The organism is Xanthomonas cannabis, from assembly GCF_040616535.1.
Taxonomy (GTDB): Bacteria; Pseudomonadota; Gammaproteobacteria; order Xanthomonadales; family Xanthomonadaceae; genus Xanthomonas; species Xanthomonas cannabis.
Map to the genome: position 1 here is coordinate 2,272,248 of NZ_CP136580.1, position 15,899 is coordinate 2,288,146.

Genomic DNA, 15,899 nt, shown 5'->3' on the forward strand with positions numbered 1-15,899 from the left:
TCTCGTACCCTTTTCCGAGGAGGTTCCATGAAGACATCCCGCTTCACCGACAGCCAGATCATTGCCGTCCTCAAGCAGGCCGAGGCCGGCACGCCCGTGCCGGAGTTGTGCCGGGAACACGGCATCAGCTCGGCGACGTTCTACAAGTGGCGCAGCAAGTTCGGCGGCATGGACGCATCGCTGATGTCCCAGCTCAGGGAGCTGCAGGACGAGAACCGGCGCCTGAAGAAGATGTACGCCGATGCCCAGCTCAGCGCCGACCTGCTGAAGGAGGCGATGGCAAAAAAATGGTGAGGCCATCTCAACGCCGGGAGATGGCCCGATGGGCCGTAGATGGTGGCCACACGAACATCCGGCATGCCTGCCGGACCTTTGCGGTGAGCGAGACCTGCTTTCGCTATCAAGCCAAGGCCAGCGAGGAGAACGCCCGGATTGCCGATTGGCTGGTGCGGTTGACCACAACCTCTCGTGATTGGGGGTTCGGCCTGTGCTTTCTGCACCTGCGCAACGTGAAGGGCTTTGGCTGGAATCACAAGCGGGTGTACCGCATCTATCGGGAGCTGGAGTTGAACCTGCGGATCAAGCCGAAGAAGCGGCTGGTGCGCGAGCGGCCAGAGCCGTTGGCGGTGCCGGAGACGATCAACCAGGTCTGGTCGATGGATTTCATGCACGACCAGCTGGCCGACGGCCGCAGCTTCCGGTTGTTCAATGTGCTCGATGACTTCAACCGTGAGGGTCTGGGCATCGAGGTCGACTTATCGCTGCCATCGGCCCGGGTGATCCGCTCGTTGGAACAGATCATTGACTGGCGCGGCAAGCCAAACGCCATTCGCTGCGACAACGGCCCGGAGTACATCAGCGGCGCGCTGCTAGCTTGGGCACAGCAGCGCGGGATTCGGATCGAGCACATCCAGCCAGGCAAGCCGCAGCAGAATGCCTATGTCGAACGTTACAACCGCACCGTCCGCTACGCCTGGCTGGCCACAACGTTGTTCGACACCATCGAGCAGGTTCAGGACAAGGCCACGCGCTGGCTATGGACGTACAACCATGAGCGCCCCAACATGGCGCTCGGCGGTATCACGCCAGCAATGAAATTGGCGATGGCCGCCTAGCTCCACTTTTGGCGAACGCTCAAAGCGGGGGGATTACCCCAGCGCACGGCCCGCCCGCACGCGTACGCGTCCCACGCCGCCCAAGCGGGTGCAGTGGGTTGTTGTGGAACCCGACCGCACCAAGCTGCCACCGATGCTGCCACCCGACCCGGACGCCTCCCCGCAAGGCCCCGGCACGCTACGCGCACCCCGCCGCGCACGCCGCCCGCGCCAATGCACCGTCAGCTACACCCATTACCCCGGCGCCCATGACCGCGCCGGCGACCAGCACGTGCCGCACGTCCGCCTCAGCGGCCTGTGGCTGGAACAACTGGGCTTTGCCATCGGCACCAAACTACGCATCACCGCCAGCGAAGGGCAGCTGCTGATGGAGGTGTTGCCGCCGGTGGAGGTGCCGGCCAAGGCGCGCAGCGTGCGGCGATGATGCTGCGGGTGACAGAGACCTGCGATTGACCTCAGTGCCGCATGCCACTAGCGTCACAGCGACATCAGCGCACTACGGACGCTTCATGATCGCGCGCCCCCTCTACGCCTTGCTCGCCACCCTCGCTCTTGGCGCATGCGCCCACACAGCGGCCACCCCAGCCCCGGCAACCGTCACGGAGACATCCGCCCTGAGTTCATCCAGCCCTGCCACTGTGCCGCCTGACAAGCCCACTGCGGAGGGTTTGCTTGGCCACCTGCTTGCGTTGATCAAAGGCAGCCAGACCATTTCCGACTTCACTCCCGAGCGTCTGAAGTCGGCAATGGGGCAGGTCGTTCAATTCGTAAAAAACGATGAACGCCTATACCGTGCTTTTGGCCGGCTCACCAAAGAATGGAGCTACGGCTTTGGTGTTGATGAAACCAAACTCGATGGACGCTGGTTTGAATTCCGTTTTGATCGCAATGTGGCCGGTGCATCGCCTTCAATGACCGAGATCTGTCGTCTGGACTTCGACCGCTTCACCCAGCAGCTTGAGCTGATGGGATTTGCGCGCGAGCGCAACATCGTCGAGGACGGGCGCTGGATGAGTGATTTCTTTACGCGCCCAGGAATGCGAGTAGAGGTCTTTCCACGAGGCGAAGCTGCGGAACCGCAAGAGTTGGTAGCGCACAAATGCGTCGAATGGGTCTATATCCGATAAGCTGAGGTAGCGGACATGTCACTCAGCCCTGGAGTTGTCAGGCCTCATAAAGCAATGCGTGCATAGGGTATTGGGGGTACTTGAGAGGCGTGCATGACACGATGACATTGAAAAACTGTCAAAATTCCTCCTGCAGCACCCACACTCATTGGAGAAAGGCCGTGCCCCTTGCAAACGATCCAATGCGCTTTGCACTCACGGCATTGATTGCCTGCCTGATGGCTGGCTGCAGCCTGCAACCGCCGCCTGCAAACGTGCCTATCGCAAAGGAGCAGATAGAGATGAGAACGGTCGTCCCGTTGGTACGGAGTTTGACCCCACATGATCGTGGGCCTACAGAGCTGGAATTTGATGTGCCCGCACTGCCCGACGACGCGACTCCTCCCGTTTTCATCGGTGTGCGGATCACCGGTGTCGATCCAACTGCCGTCTCCCAAAGTGCTGACAGGCTGATTAGCGCTGGTGTTTCGGCCGAGCTCCACTTGGAACGTATTGAACCATCCGGTCCGGTCTCCGTGGAATTGCAGCGTAGTCAGCGTGTGGGAGTAGGGCAGCAGGCGTCCATTCCCTTGTCAGCTGATGGTATGGCTCCTGGTCTGTTCGCTTTTGATGCGGACGGTACGACGCTGCAGGACGCCGGTTTGTCTACTGAACAGACCGCGTCCAGGGAGTTGGCGTTCGGCTATAGCAATGCTGTCCAGCCAGGCCGTTATCGGCTCAAACTGCGCTTTGATCAGAACGCCGAGGCGCTGGTTGCGGCTAATGCTCAACTTCTTGTCGCTTACACCTACAAAGGAAAGTGAGGGGAATGAGCATGGATGATCATGAAAAGCGCTATGCAGTCACTGTCTACGTCGCTGCCGCAGGTACGCCGTTGATGGCCGGAGGCACATCCTTCGGTGGCCATATGTACTACTCGATTGACGACGGAACGACTGTTAAAAGTTATGGGTTCTCGCCCATCAAGCATGGCGAGGCTAGCGGGCCAGGAAAAGTTTCGTTCAATGACGTCGATACCTACCAAAAACCATATTACTCACGCACGATGGAGATCGATAAAGCGCAGTATGAAAAGCTGGAGGCCTTCGGCGCGGCCCCTGCTAAGCACGGGTTCAATATGGAATATCACGGTGCTAGAAACAGTTGTATCGACTTCACATGGGATGCGCTCAATCACGCTGGACTGCACCGGAAGACAAAAGATGGAGTTGATAAAAGCTTTGAGGGGGATATCAGGCCCGTAGAAAATGTAGATGATATCAAGAGCATTCCTGCTCCTATGCCTAAAAGTGAGTTGAATAAGGAGCACAACAATCCGAAGCCCAAGCAGGAACTTTGGCAGAAGGTGATTGGTGAGGCGCAGCCGCCCGGTGAGCAGGTATCTCCACTACAGGAAGCAACACAGCTCGCGAGAGTGCTGCCAACAGATCCGCTGCATCACCAAGCAGAAGAAGCCGTTCGCCGCCTTGAGCAAGGTCTCGGCCGCGAGTACGACGACAACAGCGCACGGCTGGCAGCGAGCAGCGCGTATTTAGCCAAAGAGAACGGGCTGTCGCGAATCGATCATGTCGTGCTGAGCGAGAACACCAAGTCCGTGCGGCAGGGCGAGAACGTCTTCGTTGTGGAAGGTGCGTTGAACGATCCCGCTCACAAGATGGCGCATATGAAGACGAGCGATGCGATTGCGCAGCCCGTCGAGCAATCCTTGGCGCAATTACAGGCCTTGGGCGAAACTCAGCGCCAACAGCAATCCCAGCAGCAAGAGCAACAGCGAGAGCAGTCGATTGCCCCTCAACACCGGATGGTGTGAGGGCTAGTGAAATAACGGATCGAAATAACGGTTCCAGGTTCACTTCCACGGCAGCCAAAAGAGCGGGGTAAGATTCACTAAAGAAATTCAACCTGACCCTGAGCTTTGGACCCGTTATTCGACAAATAGATGCCATTGTTGAATGGCCGGGATTGGTGGAATGCGGAAAGGCTGGTTTCGAAGCAGCTAAAGCGATTCTCGCCGCTTAGCCGTATCACCAAACCGGCGAGAGATTTCTGTCTTGCGAGGTGGCGACACCATACAACGTCGCGTATTCGGACAGGAAGCATCCGTCCGAACAGGGTGATACCCTCTGCATGGCTCAAACGCTGATGTTGGAGTGAGGAGTAAAAATGGTCGCCTCAATTAAACGCCGCACTGTTTTGGCTGCGGCATTATCCATGGCCCTGCCGATGCGTAGCTTTGCCAAACCCGGAATTGAAGCTGATAGCGTGTCCTCGGCCCTTCGCCGTCGCGTAGCCGAGGAAAAGCAGGGCACCGGGCCGTATTGGGGGTGGTACGCGCAGGCGAATTGAAGACCTTCCACTACGGAACGGTTGGCCTAGGTAAACTCCAACAGCCGAATGATCGGTCAGTATTTCAGATCGCCTCGCTAACCAAGATATTCACGGCACTATTACTTGCTGACTGCGTTCAACGGGGTGAAGTGAATCTCGTCGATCCACTATCAATGTACATTGCAGTTCCTCCCGCCACCTTCGACGGGAATGAAATCACGCTTCTCGATTTAGCCACTCATACGAGTGGGCTACCACTTCGGCCATCCAGTCGCACCGGCCTCAGTCAAGGCAACCCCTATGCCGGCTACACCGAGAGCGATCTTTGTGCTGATTTAGGTCGTGTCCATCTCACGCGCTTACCGGGGTCGAGTTTTGAATACTCGAATTTTGACTACGCGTTATTGGGTTACGCGTTGTCACATCGCCTTGGCAAAACGTATGCTGACCTCTTGCGAGCTCGCATTCTTGAACCGCTTCGTATGGACGAGACTACGCTTACTCTATCAACGGCGATGCAGCACCGGGAAATTTGGGGTTACGATGCGGACTTCCACTCGGCTCAACCCTGGGAATTTGGTGCGCTTGCGCCGGCAGGCGGCCTTTTTTCGACGGTGAGGGATCTGTCGAAATTCATGACACTTTGGACAAACAAAGAAAGCGGTCCCCTCTCGCGGGCGGCATCAATGATGCTGACCGTAGATAGGCCGGGCGATAATACCGATACCAGAATGGGTATCGGCTGGCGGAAGGTCCATCCGGATGGCCAGAGTATAGCTTGGAGCAATGGAAATGGCGGCGGCGTTCGTAGCTTCATGGGCTTCAACGCCGACACGCGCGTCGCCACAATCGCGTTTATCAACAGAACATCGGGTCTTGGAGTTGATGATATTGCGCTTGGGATGCTTGCGCCAGCTGGCTCGCATGTTCCCCCGTTTTTCTAAAACCCCATAACGGTTCCAGGTTCATTTCTTTCACCATCCGGACTACAGCCTCAGGGCATCCCAAGCTCCCGCATCATGGTGCCGCAGTGCAACTCGGAAAGTCCTTGAGATAATCTGCGAGCGAATCCATCCCTACGCTCGTGCGCAGCGCGTCCACATCACCGCTGCCATCAAGCGGTTGCGCCACACGCTTTCCGTCGACGCACGTCACCTGCGTGCCGTAACGCTGCCTGCCGGTCAACTTAAGCATCACCCGATCATGTAGGAAAGCATACTGACGGGGCAGGGCACGACCCTCGTAACTCCGTTGCAAGGCCTGCAGCGCGTTGTACTGCAGCTCAGGGCGATGGTCGCCGTGCTGCACGAGCGCCCACAGTTGCTGCTGCATGTCCTCGCTGATCCTCGGCGGCGCAGGCCAACCTCCATAGCGGGCAATCTGCTCCTGGGCGTACAGGATATTGCTGTCGTCCAGCAAGCGCAGGTCCGCCTCGAGCGCAAATGCATATAAGGCAAACGTGGGAGTGCCGATCGCCTCCTCACCATGACCCGGTAGCGAATCAAAAGCGTATCTCAACACTTGATCTTGTGCGAATCGACGCCCAAGCTCCTTGGCATCCTTGGTGGCCGAATCCGCGTCGTCACGGACTTTGTGAATGGCATCGACCGCGGTTGCGACTTGCCGGTACGTAGCCACATAGGGCTGCGCCTGCCGCGCGGCAGTAACAAACGCGTCCAATGAAGCAACATCAGCTGCCGTGGCTTCGGCGCTGACTACCAGCGCGCATCGATGGTTGCCATAGCATCTGCGGGGCAGCGCCGACGCATCTACGCCACGGTCCGCAAACGCTTCTCGCAGACGTTGTGTCTCCGACTCGCTTGCCGGACCTCGCGCCCACGCGAGCAGCGAATCCCATTGCGTACGCTCGGCCGCGTCGGCGGAGAACCGAGGAGCAACCCATTGCAGCGATGCAAGATCAACCACCGCATCCGACGGGACCTGATCCAGCAGGACGGGCGCAGCGGCGGTAGCGCTGACGGGCAGACTGCTGCCGGTCAGCATCACGACCACACCCATGCGTAACAATAACGACGTTCCATCATTCATGTCACAAACCGTAAGGGAGGGCGTGCTCGGTCAGGCATCCGCATCGTCAACGGCGATGTTGCTTAAGTTTGCCTCTGCGGCTGCATAGCGGGTCCGCGACGTGGTGCACCAGATACGGCATTGAGCTGTGCATCGGTCGGTTCGCGTGCAGGTTATTGCTCAGCAGGCGGAAAGACCCGGTCGTACCATGCTGCTTCGATTCTTGCTTGGACATCGGGAGGACCTCCTTGGGTTGAGAGCCATCCACGAAAACTGGCTCCGGACTTCCCTATCATCTCCTAAAGAAGTGAACCTGGAACCGTTATTTGATCACGATCACCGGCTGCGCCCCGCGCAATAGCCGATGTGCCATGTCCCGCTCGATCACCGATCGCTCGGCGTACAACGTGCGATTGCCCAGCAGACGATCGCAGGCCTTGAGGGTGCACGTACCCGCGTCGCCCTGGGCCACGCGCGTGCGATGTCGATCAGCGTCAGCCGGCCTCCATGCACCAGCGCTTCAACGGCGCGCACCAAGGCGCGCTGGCGTAATGCATGCATCCCGGAGAGTGAGTTAGACAGGCACTTCTGCAATACTTCGCTGGCGCACATGGTCGGCACTCTTCTCTGGCTTAGTCACCTTGAAGCGTGGTCACCTTGAAGCGTGCCCCATGCGCGCGTCTTCTTCAACATACTGATGCGCCAAGTGCTTGATCTCGTAGGAAGAAATGTGGGGATACCTCAGAACCGGGTAGCCTCAGCAATCGGGAGGGAGCGCTACGAAAGGAATCGTCAAATAAAACCACTGCGCCGAGGGCGAAACGCAGGGATCCGACTGCTCCACATCACTGCATTTCTAGCTCCAATAGCATGTACTTCTCGCGTACCACTTCCCCATTCCGTCTCACCCTGTTAACTCTCACCTTCGCGACCGCATCTTGGTTCACACACTCGCGATTGAATCGCAGCAGCTCTTCAGTCGTATAGGACCTTACGATCTTACCGCGAATTGCTACACCGTCAGTTTGCCGGCGAAACTCGAACTGATGAGCGTCCGGCAAGGTGCCCGACAGTTGCCCATGAATGAACTCATCGCGCTCCTCTACTGAGGTGGACTGAGCACGCTCCGCCGCGCGGGAGACAGCCTCCGGGCCAAAAGAATTATCTCTGTCACCAGCAACGACCCTGAGCGTAGCGCCATTACTTTTCATCAAGTCGAAAAACTCCCTGGCTGTGCTCAGGACTCGCTGATCAATGTCCTCTACTGCGGTCCTATACTCTTCTTCATCGGGTTCGCCAAAGGCACTAAGCATCCTCGAAGTCTCTTCGACCGCCTGCTTTAAAGGGGCATCAAGCATCTCTGCTTGGTCTTGGATCTCCTCCAGCAGGAAGCCAAATGAGCCTCGGACCACATTTGTAATGTGCAGCGACGATGCGCCCTTATTTGGCACCACTCCACGCTGGCCGAGCCTTCCAGCCTCATGTGCCATCACCTTAGCAATGATGTCTTGAAATTTAGCTACGGCAGATCCACCGAACTCTGTCTCTATCCCGCGGGTACCTATAACTGGGCGACCGCCAAAGAACAGCGCCGCTGAAGCGCCCTCAATATCGGGCGCCTCTTCCATCCTCGCGAGGGAAGCTTGCAGCTCGCCCAGGCGAGCCTCAAGGCTAAACTTAGCCATCACGTCTTCGTCAGTCAGCTGATCAAGCAGCGAGGTAACAGCTGCAATGTCGGCTTGCGTAAAATCCCTCTCTAACTTCTTGAGGCTGCTCACGGGCTTACCCCTTGGCTCGATACCAATGGCGCCGGCCCAAGGACTGCTTGCGCCGCATTGTCGTCAGCAATATCAGCTAGTCCTACTTGAAGCATGCCCTTCCATATGTCATCACCACGCCTATGAGAGAACAGTCCAAGGTAATACCGGGTGAAATTCACCAGTCCAATCGGACTCGCATTCATATCCGTAAAGAAGGCATCGAGTTTGTAAGTAGTCTTCACGAGTCTACGCTCGAAAACCCCCCTGTTTGCGTACATTAGCCGCGCCAGTTCTTTGGCAGTCAGAGCCGTCTGCGGCCGGAACAAGAAGCTTAGAAGATCCAGATCATTGGGCTCTTTTTGCTCTAGAAAGCTTCCATCCAACCATTGAAAACCCTGATCGAACCCCAGCGCTCTGAGCGCGGCTCTGTGATCAAGCCAGCCACGCAGTATTTCTCTTCGTCGCTCAGTATGACCTAGGGTAGTCACTACCTCGAGCGCAGACACCGCGTAAGGCGACATGTCTTCTGGCTGCCCGCCTGGGCCGTTCGCACCAACATAGGGCGGAAGAACGCCATTGAGTCCGAAGTGTGGGATTGGCATAAGGCCCTAGGCTCTCCAGAGTAAGCACGGTATCCGTTCCTAGCTCAGGTCGGCCGTGGCAATACGCTCCACGTGGCTGCCTTCGCCTGCCCTTTACAGTACGGCAACTTAGTGCCCAACGAAAGCGCGGTGGGGAGGTAGCCCAGAAATATCAGTTCCAGGTTCACTTCCACGGCAGCCTGACCGTCGCCAGACCATCGCGCCCATGCCTGCGCGCGTAGCGACATAGATCAACAGCGATGCTGGTAGTGAAACGACAACGACCGCAGTACGCGGCCGTTGTCGTTAGATCAGGCAAACCAGGATCGTCTTGACGATTCCCGATTCCCGATTCCCGATTCCCGAATCCCGAATCCCGAATCCCGAATCCCCAACCTCAATGATCGCTGGAACGCAGCCCATCCACATCCAGGATCAGCGCCATGCGGCCGTCGCCGATCAGGGTGGCGCCGGCGTAGCCGGGCAGGCCGCGCAGGGCACGGGGCAGGGGCTTGATCACCACTTCCTCGCGGCCGCGGACCTGGTCCACCACCAGGCCGAAGCGGGTTTCGCCGGCCTGCAGCAGCACCACCGTCAATAGCGGCGGTTGTTCGGCCGGCACGCCCAGCCAGCGGCGCAGGTCGATCAGCGGCAAGGTGTGCGAGCGGCGGTCCAGCACGGCGCGGCCGTCGAACCAGCCCAGCGAGGTCTGTGGGGCGTGCAGCACTTCCACCACGCGGGCCAGCGGCAAGGCATAGACGGCTTCGCCGGCCTGCACCAGCAGGGTCGGCAAGATGGCCAGCGTCAGTGGCACGCGGATCATGAAGCGGCTGCCGCGGCCCAGTTCGGACTGGATCTGGATCTGCCCGCTGAGTTCGCGGATACGCGATTGCACCACGTCCATGCCCACGCCGCGGCCGGAGATGTCGGTCACCTCGGCCTTGGTCGAAAAGCCCGGCATGAAGATCAGATGCAGGCACTCGTCGGTGCTCAGGCGGGCCGCGGCCTCGGCGTCGATCAGGCCCTTGCCGCGCGCGATCTCGCGCAGCCGCTCCGGGTCGATGCCGGCACCGTCGTCCTGGATTTCGATGCTGACGTAGTCGCCTTCCTGCTGCGCCGACAGGCGCACATGGCCGCTGCGCGGCTTGCCGGTGGCTTCGCGCAGGGCAGGCGATTCGATGCCGTGGTCGATGGCGTTGCGCACCAGGTGCACCAGGGGATCGGCCAGGGCTTCGACAAGATTACGATCGAGCTCGGTTTCGGCGCCGATTAGTTCCAGTTCCACTTCCTTGGACAGGGTGCGCGCGACGTCGCGGGCCACCTTGGGGAAACGCGAAAACACCTTGCTCACCGGCTGCATGCGGGTACGCATCACCGCGGTCTGCAGGCGCGCGGTGGCGATGTCGAGCGTGCTGACGGCACGGTCGAGTTCTTCGTCGCGCAGGCGGGTGCGCAAGGTCTTCAGACGGTTGCGCGAGAGCACCAGCTCGCCGATCAGATTGACGATGGCATCCAGGCGCTTGGTGTCCACGCGCACGGTCTGCTCGGCTTCCGCGCCACCCTTGGCCGCGCCTTTGCCGGCCGCCTTGGGAGCGGGCGCATGCGCATCGTCGGCATGTGCGGCAGTCGCCGGTTTGGCAGTGGCTGCCTTGGGCGCGGCCTTGACCGCCGGCGGGCCGCTCTTGGCATCGAACTGCGCGATCAGCGTGGCCGGTGCATGCGGTACGGTTTCGCCAGAGCCCATCGCATCCAGCATGGCCTGCAGATAGTCCAGCGATTGCTGCGCGGCGTCGAAGTGATGCGCCTGCAGCACGGCCTGGCCCGAGCGCGCCATGCCGAGGGTTTCTTCAGCGGCGTGGCAGAGCTCCACCATGGGCTTGATCGCCAGGAAGCCGGCGCCGCCCTTGAGCGTGTGGAAGCCGCGGAACACCGCATTGAGCTGGTCGGCCTCGTCTGGCGCCTGTTCCAGCGACACCAGCTGTTCGCCGAGGCGATCCAGGATTTCCTGGGCCTCGACGATGAAATCGGCAGCAATATCGTCTGGAACGGCACTCATGGTTACAACCCCAATCCGGACAGCAAATCGTCGGCGTCGTCCTGCGACACGGCGTGACGGTCCAGGCCCTTGATCGCAGGACCGGCAAGACCGCCGTCGTCTTTCTTCGGCTCGGGATTCTTCGGCGGCAGGCCGAGCGCACCGAAGCCCTCGTGCACGCGGCGCACGATGCCGGCCACGCGGCGGATGATCTGGCCGCTGAGGTCCTGATAGCTTTGCGCCAGCGACAGCTCGGTGAGGTTGTGGCGCATCTTGTCCATCAGCGCGCCCTGGTCCTGATTGAGGCCGCCATCGCGCAGCTGGTTGGCCAGCACGCGGCATTCCTCGACCAGGTCCAGCGTGCGGTGGCTGGCCTTTTCGGTCATCTCCACCACGTGATCCAGGCGCGAGCAGGCATCGTCCAGCTCACCGGCTTCTTCGGGCACGGTGGGCAGCTCGCCCAGCGCCTGGCCAAGTTCGCGGGCAAGCCGGCTCAGGCTCTGCATCATCGGGCGCGTGCGCAGGGCGGCGAGGTGGTCGACCTCGCGCCGCCAGGCGACCTGGTCACCGCTTTCCAGTGCATCGAGTGCGCCTTGCAGGCGCTCGATCAACGCGGCACGTTCGGCATCGGTTTCCACGGTGGCGTTCATCAGGCGGTCGCCGCCAGACGTTCGAACACCTTGCCCAGCTTTTCTTCCAGCGTCTGCGCGGTAAACGGCTTGATGATGTAGCCGTTGACGCCGCACTGGGCCGCTTCGATGATCTGCTCGCGCTTGGCTTCGGCGGTCACCATCATCACCGGCAGGTGCTTGAGCTTGGCGTCGGCGCGGATGTTGCGCAGCAGGTCGATGCCGGTCATGCCGGGCATGTTCCAGTCCGTCACCACGAAGTCGAACGGGCCCGCGCGCAACGCGGCCAGCGCGCTGTTGCCGTCTTCGGCCTCTGCGGTATTGGTGAAGCCGAGATCCGCCAACAGATTCTTGACGATGCGTCGCATCGTCGAGAAGTCGTCCACGATCAGGATCCGCATGTTCTTGTTCACATCAAGCTCCTAACACGAAAAATTACGCGAAAAATTCAGTCGTCGACTTCGACGCCGGCATCGGCCAGTTCGAAGACCTTGAGGCGGCCACGCAAACGCACCACCGCCTGGCCATGGATCTGGCACACGCGCGATTCGCTGACGCCCAGCACGGCGCCGATTTCCTTCAGGTTCAATTCCTGTTCGTAGTACAGCGACAGCACCAGCTGCTCGCGCTCGGGCAACTGGCCGATGGCCTTGCCCAGCTCGCGGCCGAATTCGCCACGCTCCATCATCTGCTGCGGATTGGGGCCACCCTTGGCGGTGGTGTCCAGCTCGCCGTGATCTTCGATGCGCGATTCCAGGCTCAGCACCTGGCCACGTGCGGCGTCTTCCATCAGGCGCAGGTAGTCGGGCAGCGGCATTTCCATGGCGGCGGCCACTTCGGTGGCGGCGGCGGCGCGGCCGGTGTTCTGCTCGATCTTGCGCACGGCAGCAGCGGCGTCACGGGCGCGGCGGTGCACCGAACGCGGCACCCAGTCGCCCCGGCGGATCTCGTCGATCATCGAGCCGCGGATGCGGATCGAGGCATAGGTTTCGAACGAGGCACCCTGGTCGGAGTCGTAGCTGCGCGAGGCTTCGATCAGGCCGATCATGCCGGCCTGGATCAGGTCGTCCACTTCCACGCTGGCCGGCAGGCGCGCGGCCAGATGGTGGGCAATGCGGCGGACCAGGTCGGCGTGCTGGGTCACCACGTCGTTGGCGTTGTTGCGCTGCACGGCGCGGTACTGCGCGCTGGCCGTGGTGGCGGTAGCGGTGCTCATGCGGCCACTCCCCGTTGGATGATGCGTTCGACAAAGAACTCGACGTTGCCGCGCGGCACGGTGGGTGCCTGCCAGCGCGAGGTACGGCGTGCGATTTCGGCAATCGCCTGCGCCGACGGACTGGACGGGTAGGCCTTGATGACGGGTTGCTGACGCTGCACCGACAGGCGCAGCCAGTCGTCCTGCGGCACGTGGCCGAGATAGTTCAGCGAGACGTCGCCAAGGAACTTTTCGCAGACCCGGGAGAGCTTGTCGTACAGCAGGCGGCCTTCATTGGGGTCGCGCACCATGTTGGCGATGATCTGCAGGCGGTCCACGCCGCGTTCGCGCGAGAGCACCTTGATCAGCGCGTAGGCGTCGGTGATCGAGGCCGGCTCGTCGCAGACCACCACCACGGTGTCCTGGGCGGCCTGGCAGAAGGTCAGCACGCTGTCGGTGATGCCGGCGGCGGTATCGATGACCATCACGTCCAGGTCGCGTTCCAGTTCGGAGAACACGTTGACCAGGCCGATGTGCTGGGCCGGGGCCAGTTCGGCCATGTGGCGGCGACCGGACGCGGCCGGCACCACCAGCACGCCGCCGGGGCCTTCGATGATCACTTCATCGAGCGTGCAACGGCCGGCGATCAGGTCGGCCAGGGTGTACTTGGGCGAGAGTCCCAAGACCACATCCAGGTTGGCCAGGCCAAGGTCGGCGTCGAGCAGCAGGGTGCGCTTGCCCATGTCGGCAAGCGCCACGGCCAGGTTGGCGGAGATGTTGGTTTTACCCACGCCACCCTTGCCACCGGTCACGGCAATGGTGCGCACCGGGCCCAAAGGCTCGGGACGGGTCGCCGACAGGGGGAAGGCGTTGGTCAGCTTGGCGTATTCACGCGACTGCATGGTTGTGCTCCGGAGTACAGGGCTTATCGGCAGCGCGCCGCAAATCTTCAAGACGAAGAACGAGACTGGCGGCATTGGCGCGGTGCAGGTCGTCGGGGACCCGCTGTCCGTCAGTCACCCAGGTGATGGGCATTTGGTGGTCGACCACCACCGACAAGGCGCTGCCGAAGCGGCCGGTCTCGTCGAGTTTGGTCAGCACCACGCCTTGGGGCTTGGCGTGGGCGAAGCGGCGCACGACCTCGTCGAGGTCGGCGAAATGGGAGTTGGCGGGCAGCACCAGCAGCGAGGTGACCTGCTGGGCGGCGCGCAGCCAGTTCAGCTGGGCGGCCAGGGCACGGTCGCGCTGGCCCATGCCAGCGGTGTCGATCAGCACCAGCTTGTAGTCGCGCAGACGCTCCAGCAGTTCCAGCAGGCTTTCGGCGCTATCGGCCTCGTGCACGGCGATGCCGAGCTGACGGCCGTAGCTGTGCAGCTGTTCGCGGCCACCGACGCGCAAGGTGTCGGTGGTGACCAGGGCCACGTCGCGCGGGGCGTGCTGGGCGGCGAAGCGCTGCGCCAGCTTGGCGATGGTGGTGGTCTTGCCGGCGCCGGTCGGGCCGACCAGGGCGATCACGCCGCCACGTTCCAGCGGGTCGACCGGGGCCACCGGCAGGCGCTTGGACAACAGGCCCAGCATCAGCCCGCGGCCACGGTGCAATTCGGTATCGGCCGGGATCTGCATGGCGATGTCGCGGGTCAGACCGGCGTCGAAGCCGTAGTCGTCCATCAGCTCCAGGGCCTGCGCACGCACCGGGGAGCCGCGCAGGCGCTCGTCGGTGAGGCGGTTCATTTCGCGCTCGATCATCTGCCGCATCAGCGCCAGTTCGCCGCGCAGCTGCTTGAGTTCTTCATCGTTCTGCGCGACCGGCGCCGCAGCCACCGGCACCGCGGCCAGCGCGGCGGGGGCAACGACGATCGGCGGCAGCGCAGCCGGCGGCAGGATCTGCGGCAGGGCGTCGTCCAGATCGAAGTCGGCCTCATCGGCGAAGGCGTCGTCGTCCTGGCCATGTGCGGCGTAGGCCGGGGCGGCGGCAGCGATCGGAGCCGGAGCCGGGCTCGGAGCGGTCTGCAGCGCCGGGCGCTGGACCGGGGCGGTGGTCAGGAAGTCGGCGAACAGCTGTTCCGGCACCGCCGACAGCGCATGGTCCTGACGCTGCGCCACCGGGGCAGCCAGCTCCTGCACGGCCGGCATCGGCGCGGCGCTGCGGATCGGGGCGGCCACCGGGGCCTGACGCGGCACGCTGACCGGCTGGCGCAGGGCCATGGCGGCGATCATCTCTTCAGCGGCGCTGGCAACGCGCTGGCGGTGGCTCATGCCGGCCTCGGCGGCTGGCTTCAGCGGAGCATGCACCGGCGCGGCGGGGCGGGCCGCCGGCTGGGCCGGGGCCTGCTGCACCGGAGCCTGCTGCACGGGCGCCTGCTGGGCGGGCGCGGCGCTGGCCGGGGTCTCGGCGCGGGCGGTTTCAAGGGCGCGCTGCACCAGTTCTTCGTCGTAATTGCTGGCCGCGACGATTTCGATGCCTTCGGCGGTGCGGCGGTTGGACAGGATCACCGCATCCGGGCCGTGCTCGTCACGCACCATGCGGAATGCGGTGCGCATGTCCGGGGCAACAAAGCGTTTGATCTTCATGCCACGTGCCTCCAGGAACGGGACCCGCCGGACGCCGGACGGGTGCGCGATGAATGTGGGTGTGTTGCCAGCGTCATGAGTTGCATGTCCCGTTTGTGTTCCAAGTCCTGCCATCCGCCCCGCAGCGGTGGAGCTGTCTGCGGTCTCGCCAGAGCTAATGCATGTGGTGTGCCAAAACCGCAGTGCTGGATTTCTGGCGCTCGATCAGGAGGGTTGCGCGTGCGGCGGCTGCCTCTGCTGCCCCCATCCGCCCTTCGGGCACCTTCCCCCGCAGGCGGGGGAAGGGAGGCGTTTGCAGGCAGGGGAAGCAGGCGTTGGTGGAGCGCCGCTGCAGCGCTGGCAACCCGTTGCCTTCTCCCGCGGGCGGGAGAAGGTGGCGCGCAGCGCCGGATGAGGGGCGGTTGGTGCCGTGCGAGTCCTACCTGCGGGAATATCGCCAGACTGCTGCCCCCATCCGCCCTTCGGGCACCTTCCCCCGCAGGCGGGGGAAGGGAGGCATTTACAGGCGGGGAAGGGAGGCGTTTGCAGGC

The 15,899-nt window shown here is 61.9% G+C and carries 16 protein-coding genes and 1 pseudogene; 7 read left to right on the plus strand and 10 right to left on the minus strand.

All coding sequences use genetic code 11. The features are described 5' to 3' along the window. Positions 1-27 precede the first annotated feature (27 nt). The 7 genes from RZV17_RS09660 to RZV17_RS09690 all read left to right on the plus strand — a co-directional run bounded on the left by RZV17_RS09660 (position 28) and on the right by RZV17_RS09690 (position 5,514). Positions 28-1,115, plus strand: a protein-coding gene (locus RZV17_RS09660) for an IS3-like element ISXcd1 family transposase (RefSeq protein WP_355603727.1) whose coding sequence is annotated in 2 segments (ribosomal slippage) — positions 28-280 and positions 280-1,115 — 1,089 coding nt in all. Because the reading frame shifts where the segments join, the coding sequence is not laid out codon by codon here. 88 nt (positions 1,116-1,203) lie between these two features. Further along, on the plus strand, positions 1,204-1,539 hold the full coding sequence (locus RZV17_RS09665; RefSeq protein ID WP_355608919.1) for a SymE family type I addiction module toxin: 336 nt from the start codon (positions 1,204-1,206) through the stop codon (positions 1,537-1,539). 85 nt (positions 1,540-1,624) lie between these two features. Beyond that, entirely contained in the window at positions 1,625-2,242 is a 618-nt protein-coding gene (locus RZV17_RS09670; RefSeq protein WP_355608922.1) for a hypothetical protein, read from the plus strand. 101 nt (positions 2,243-2,343) lie between these two features. Next, entirely contained in the window at positions 2,344-3,045 is a 702-nt protein-coding gene (locus tag RZV17_RS09675; protein ID WP_355608925.1) for a hypothetical protein, read from the plus strand. Between the two features lie 104 nt (positions 3,046-3,149). Next, the gene (locus RZV17_RS09680; RefSeq protein ID WP_355609290.1) at positions 3,150-4,052 is read left to right on the plus strand and encodes an XVIPCD domain-containing protein; all 903 of its coding nucleotides are present in this window, start codon (positions 3,150-3,152) and stop codon (positions 4,050-4,052) included. A gap of 353 nt (positions 4,053-4,405) precedes the next feature. Further along, positions 4,406-4,588: a hypothetical protein gene (locus tag RZV17_RS09685; RefSeq protein WP_355608928.1), complete on the plus strand. Its 183-nt coding sequence runs from the start codon at positions 4,406-4,408 to the stop codon at positions 4,586-4,588. Next, entirely contained in the window at positions 4,585-5,514 is a 930-nt protein-coding gene (locus RZV17_RS09690; RefSeq protein WP_355608931.1) for a serine hydrolase domain-containing protein, read from the plus strand. Before RZV17_RS09685 ends, RZV17_RS09690 begins: the two co-directional genes overlap by 4 nt. Before the next feature lie 73 nt (positions 5,515-5,587). Here the strand turns inward: RZV17_RS09690 and RZV17_RS09695 are convergent, their stop codons facing one another. From RZV17_RS09695 to flhF, 10 genes and pseudogenes are all read right to left on the minus strand, one after another. Beyond that, the gene (locus RZV17_RS09695) at positions 5,588-6,619 is read right to left on the minus strand and encodes a DUF6624 domain-containing protein (protein ID WP_355608934.1); all 1,032 of its coding nucleotides are present in this window, start codon (positions 6,617-6,619) and stop codon (positions 5,588-5,590) included. 307 nt (positions 6,620-6,926) lie between these two features. Further along, a pseudogene (locus RZV17_RS09700) lies at positions 6,927-7,210 on the minus strand (IS4 family transposase); the annotation flags it as partial. A gap of 233 nt (positions 7,211-7,443) precedes the next feature. Beyond that, positions 7,444-8,376 carry a hypothetical protein gene (locus RZV17_RS09705; RefSeq protein ID WP_355608937.1) on the minus strand — a complete coding sequence of 311 codons (933 nt, stop codon included), beginning with the start codon at positions 8,374-8,376 and terminating at the stop codon, positions 7,444-7,446. Next, on the minus strand, positions 8,373-8,600 hold the full coding sequence (locus RZV17_RS09710; protein ID WP_355608940.1) for a hypothetical protein: 228 nt from the start codon (positions 8,598-8,600) through the stop codon (positions 8,373-8,375). The genes RZV17_RS09705 and RZV17_RS09710 overlap by 4 nt, the downstream gene beginning before the upstream one ends. A 736-nt stretch (positions 8,601-9,336) precedes the next feature. Further along, entirely contained in the window at positions 9,337-10,995 is a 1,659-nt protein-coding gene (locus RZV17_RS09715; protein ID WP_166750969.1) for a chemotaxis protein CheA, read from the minus strand. A 2-nt stretch (positions 10,996-10,997) separates the two neighbouring features. Then, complete coding sequence (locus tag RZV17_RS09720; RefSeq protein ID WP_047696084.1) at positions 10,998-11,624, minus strand: protein phosphatase CheZ; 627 nt, start codon at positions 11,622-11,624, stop codon at positions 10,998-11,000. Then, positions 11,624-12,016 (minus strand): chemotaxis response regulator CheY, encoded by a 393-nt coding sequence (gene cheY / locus RZV17_RS09725; RefSeq protein ID WP_014507662.1) that lies wholly within the window; start codon positions 12,014-12,016, stop codon positions 11,624-11,626. Before cheY ends, RZV17_RS09720 begins: the two co-directional genes overlap by 1 nt. Positions 12,017-12,051: 35 nt before the next feature. Next, entirely contained in the window at positions 12,052-12,819 is a 768-nt protein-coding gene (locus RZV17_RS09730; RefSeq protein WP_039414775.1) for an RNA polymerase sigma factor FliA, read from the minus strand. Then, positions 12,816-13,700: a MinD/ParA family protein gene (locus tag RZV17_RS09735; protein ID WP_005996239.1), complete on the minus strand. Its 885-nt coding sequence runs from the start codon at positions 13,698-13,700 to the stop codon at positions 12,816-12,818. The genes RZV17_RS09730 and RZV17_RS09735 overlap by 4 nt, the downstream gene beginning before the upstream one ends. Further along, positions 13,687-15,369, minus strand: a complete 1,683-nt coding sequence (flhF, locus tag RZV17_RS09740) for a flagellar biosynthesis protein FlhF (protein ID WP_355608945.1) — start codon at positions 15,367-15,369, stop codon at positions 13,687-13,689. Before flhF ends, RZV17_RS09735 begins: the two co-directional genes overlap by 14 nt. Between the last annotated feature and the right edge of the window lie 530 nt (positions 15,370-15,899).